Here is a 4,203-nt window from a genome sequence, read left to right on the forward strand (position 1 = left end):
TGACTCAAGATTCCTTGCTTTCTCTTCAAACCGCTGAAGGGATTCTTTAGCCGTTCCTTTTTGGATTATTTCATAGACTTCTTCTGGATAAGCAGGGGTGGTTGTAGCCGAAAACAGCAGAACGGACAGGACTATAAAAAAGTTCCAGATCGCATTGAAATTTCTATAAAGCATGGCATTATCCCTCCCCATGCGATATAAACACTGCCATTCTTTTCAACATCTTTTTAGATTTTAAGTATTCAAAGGTCTTCTGCTTTTATAATATCACAAATATTCGGTAATGCAAATCCATTGAGTTATTTCGGTAAATATGTTATAAAATGTGATATATTATGAGGAATATAGCCGTTTTTATAGACAGGGATGGCACTCTGATAGAGGATGTTGGGTACCTTAGTAACATAGATGCACTCTCGCTCATAGATGGAAGTGCTGATGCAGTTAGAAGACTTAATAAATCAGGCATTAAGGTTGTTATTATAACCAATCAGGCAGGCATTGCCAAGGGTTTTTTCGATGAATCGACCCTGCTTGCTATACATGAAAAGTTGATAGAGATGCTCGGCGAACATAATGCCGTGATTGATAAGATATATTATTGCCCGCATTATCCAGAGGGTACGGTTCCAGAATATTCTATCTCCTGTCTATGTAGAAAACCTGAGCCAGGTATGGTTGAAAAGGCTGTAGAAGAACTGGGGATTGATTTAAAAAGGTCGTATATAGTCGGAGATAAGGCGTCTGATATTGAACTGGCGCAGAGGATTGGCGCCACAGGGATACTCGTTCTTACCGGCTATGGTTCTAATGTAGTTAAAGACAATGAGGTAAATCCAACCTATATAGCCCCTTCTCTTAAAGAAGCTGTGGAATGGATACTAAAGACGGTGAACGGTGAACGGTGAACGGTGAACAATATAATAACATCCTTATCGTAAAGCCGAGTTCTCTCGGTGATGTAGTTCATGCAATGCCATTTCTATCTGCCTTAAGGAAGAGATTTCCAGATGCCTATATATCATGGGTGGTAAATAAAGGACTTGAGCCTTTATTCGATGGTGTATCAGAACTCAACGATCTCATAATATTTGATAGATATGAATGGAGGGATACTATCTTTCATTTTATCAGAGACCTGAGAAAGAGGCGCTTTGATGTAGTTATTGACCTCCAGTGTCTTTTAAGAAGCGGTATTTTTTCTTTTCTTTCAGGTGCGTCTGTAAGGATTGGTTTAGGGGATGGTAGAGAAGGTAGCAGGTTTTTTTATACACATATCGTGGATATTCCTGATACACCGATGCATTCTGTTGAAAGATATATGCTATGCGCTGAATATTTAGATGCTGGGACAGATAAAAGGGACTTTCTCCTGAGGGTGACGGAAGAAGAAAAAGCAGTGGGAAGAAAGTTATTTGGAATTAAAGAAAAGGAATTTGTAATTGTCAATCCTGGTGGAAGGTGGACTACTAAGAGATGGCTTCCATCGGGTTTTGCTAGCATAATTGATTACCTCGAAAGAGTATATGGTATCCGTTCAGTCATAATAGGCACAGAAGAAGAGATGTCTATAGCAGATGAGATAGTCTCCGCATCTAAGATTGCAATACCGATAATGGCTACAGGTAAGACATCACTCAGAGAATTGATTGCACTCATCTCAGAGTCTTCATTTATAATTGCAAATGATACAGGTCCCATGCATATCGCTTCTGCACTTGGAATTCCTGTGATTGTTATATTCGGACCAACGAATCCACTAAAGACAGGTCCTTATGGAGATAAGCATACTGTAATAAAGGCTGATGTAGAATGCGCACCATGTTTTAAGAAACATTGTGAGGATATGAGATGTATGAAATATATAGCCAGTGAGGAGGTCATTAGAAAAATAGATACCCAAATCCAGACATAAAGAGTTTAATAAGCATGACTGTTTTTCGCTTACTACGAGATTTTTCGGCAGTTCTAAACTCCTTTCGCTACAGCCTCGAAACTCACCCGCCTGAGGCGGGTTCAGACAGTCGAGGCTGTAGACGCTACAGTTCGCAAAGAACTGTTACCGAAAAATCTCTGATGTCGCTCAAGTCAGTCCTGCTTAACGTTAGATTTAGGATATGATATCTTAATCTTAGGACGTGGATGTTTCCATAAAAGAAAGGAGAATACTCATGGCAATAGACAAAGAGTTACTTGATATATTAGCCTGTCCAAAATGTAAGGGGGATATAAGACTCACAGAGGCAGGTGATGGTCTCATCTGTGACGCCTGTAAGGTCATGTATCCAATTAAAGATGATATCCCGATAATGTTGATAGACGAGGCGATACCGATAAAATAGAAACAATACCCTATATGCTAAAATCGTATTTAAGAAAAATACATGAAGTTGCTAATCGTGGTGATGCCAGAGAGGAGAGTTATTATCTTGCCCTTGTGGAATTGTTAAAGGAATATGCAGAATCAATTGGTAAAAGAAATATCCACATAACAACCCTACCAAAGAGAACCGAAGCCGGCAACCCCGATTTTAGAATCTGGGATGGGAAACAACATATTGTTGGTTATATCGAAGCCAAACCACCAACAGTTGAGCATTTAGAACAAATAGAAACAACAGAGCAGTTAAACCGTTATCTGCATATATTCCCGAACTTGCTATTAACTAACTTTTTTGAATTCAGGCTTTATCGCAATGGCAGTTTGATAGATAAGGTTCTTATCGGCAGACCTTTTATTGTGCATAAACTTAGAACCATTCCACCCGTTGAAAAAGAAGCAGATTTTATTAAATTATTTGAGAAATTCTTTTTCTTCTCCCTGCCCAGAGTCTATGATGCTAAAACTCTTGCAATAGAATTAGCAAAGAGGACACGCTTTTTGAAAGATGAGGTTGTTGCACAAGAGTTAAAGGAAGAAGAAAAGATAGGAAAAGGCTTTATCTTAGGATTTTATGAGGCATTCAGGCAGTATCTCATAAGCGGCCTTTCAAAAGAAGACTTTGCCGACCTTTATTCACAAACCATCACATACGGACTTTTTGCTGCCCGCACTCGTTCAAAGAATACATTTAATAGGAAAATTGCATACCATAACATTCCACCCACTATTGGAATTTTAAGAGATGTATTTAGATTTATTTCACTTGAAGACCCTCCTCAGCAGATGGAATGGATTATAGATGATATTTCAGAAGTTTTAGCAGTTACTGATGTAAATAATATCCTTCACAAATATTTTCATGAAGGTAAGGGTAAAGATCCTATTGTCCATTTTTATGAGACCTTTTTGGCTGAATACGACCCGCAAACAAGAGAAAAGAGAGGCGTGTATTACACTCCAGAATCAGTGGTCTCTTATATTGTTCGCTCTTTGCATAATATTTTGAAAGAGCATTTTAATAGACCAGATGGATTTGCAAGCGACTCAGTTACAGTTTTAGACCCCGCTGCTGGCACTCTTACATTTTTAGCCGAGGCAGCCAAACTGGCAGTAGAGGAGTTTATCTCTAAATATGGCGATGGTGGCAAGGAAAACTTCATAAAGGAGCATATCCTTAAAAACTTTTATGCCTTTGAACTGATGATGGCACCGTATGCAGTAGGTCACTTAAAGATGTCCTTTCTCTTGGAAGAGCTTGGTTATAAACTTCAAAGAGATGACAGGTTTAAACTTTATCTTACCAATACCCTAGAGATGGAAGAACTTGCCCAGACCGAACTTCCTGGTATGGCATCACTTTCAGAAGAATCCCATTTAGCAGGAGAGATCAAGAAAGAAACACCAATCTTGGTAGTGTTAGGCAATCCACCATATTCAGTAAGTTCTGCTAATAAATCAAAATTTATTGAAGGATATTTTACGAAAAAAGAGGGAAGAGATAAAAAAGGCAAGAAGCGGATGTTAAATGTGTACATTAGGGGTATCTTAGATGATTATAAAGATGCAGTTAAACAAGAAACTAATATTCAACCATTATCGGATGACTATATAAAATTTATTCGCTTTGCACATTGGAAAATCGACTATGCTGGATATGGTGTTGTTGGTATGATTACTAATAATTCTTATCTTTCTGGGTTGATTCATCGCGGCATGAGAAGAAAATTATTAGAAAGTTTTAACGAGACGTACATTTTAAATCTCCATGGAAATAGCCGCATTGGAGAAAAATGTCCTGATGGAAGTCCAGATGAAAATGT

4 protein-coding genes are annotated in these 4,203 nt (G+C 38.3%); all 4 read left to right on the top strand.

The genetic code is table 11. The features are described 5' to 3' along the window. Positions 1-335 precede the first annotated feature (335 nt). On the top strand, positions 336-908 hold the full coding sequence (gene gmhB, locus AB1488_07380) for a D-glycero-beta-D-manno-heptose 1,7-bisphosphate 7-phosphatase (GenBank protein ID MEW6409918.1): 573 nt from the start codon (positions 336-338) through the stop codon (positions 906-908). Next, entirely contained in the window at positions 905-1,915 is a 1,011-nt protein-coding gene (waaF, locus tag AB1488_07385) for a lipopolysaccharide heptosyltransferase II (GenBank protein MEW6409919.1), read from the top strand. The genes gmhB and waaF overlap by 4 nt, the downstream gene beginning before the upstream one ends. A 256-nt stretch (positions 1,916-2,171) precedes the next feature. Next, on the top strand, positions 2,172-2,342 hold the full coding sequence (locus AB1488_07390; GenBank protein MEW6409920.1) for a Trm112 family protein: 171 nt from the start codon (positions 2,172-2,174) through the stop codon (positions 2,340-2,342). A 14-nt stretch (positions 2,343-2,356) separates the two neighbouring features. Beyond that, positions 2,357-4,203: N-6 DNA methylase (locus tag AB1488_07395; protein ID MEW6409921.1), on the top strand; the 1,847-nt coding region annotated here is incomplete at its 3' end.

The sequence above is a fragment of the Nitrospirota bacterium genome, from assembly GCA_040756155.1.
In the GTDB taxonomy this organism is placed as follows: Bacteria; Nitrospirota; Thermodesulfovibrionia; order JACRGW01; family JBFLZU01; genus JBFLZU01.

What these genes read in the sequence shown, in the direction of transcription:
- gmhB (MEW6409918.1), top strand. Translation starts at nt 336, where the DNA reads ATGAGGAATATAGCCGTTTTTATAGACAGGGATGGCACTCTGATAGAG.
- AB1488_07390 (MEW6409920.1), top strand. Translation starts at nt 2,172, where the DNA reads ATGGCAATAGACAAAGAGTTACTTGATATATTAGCCTGTCCAAAATGT.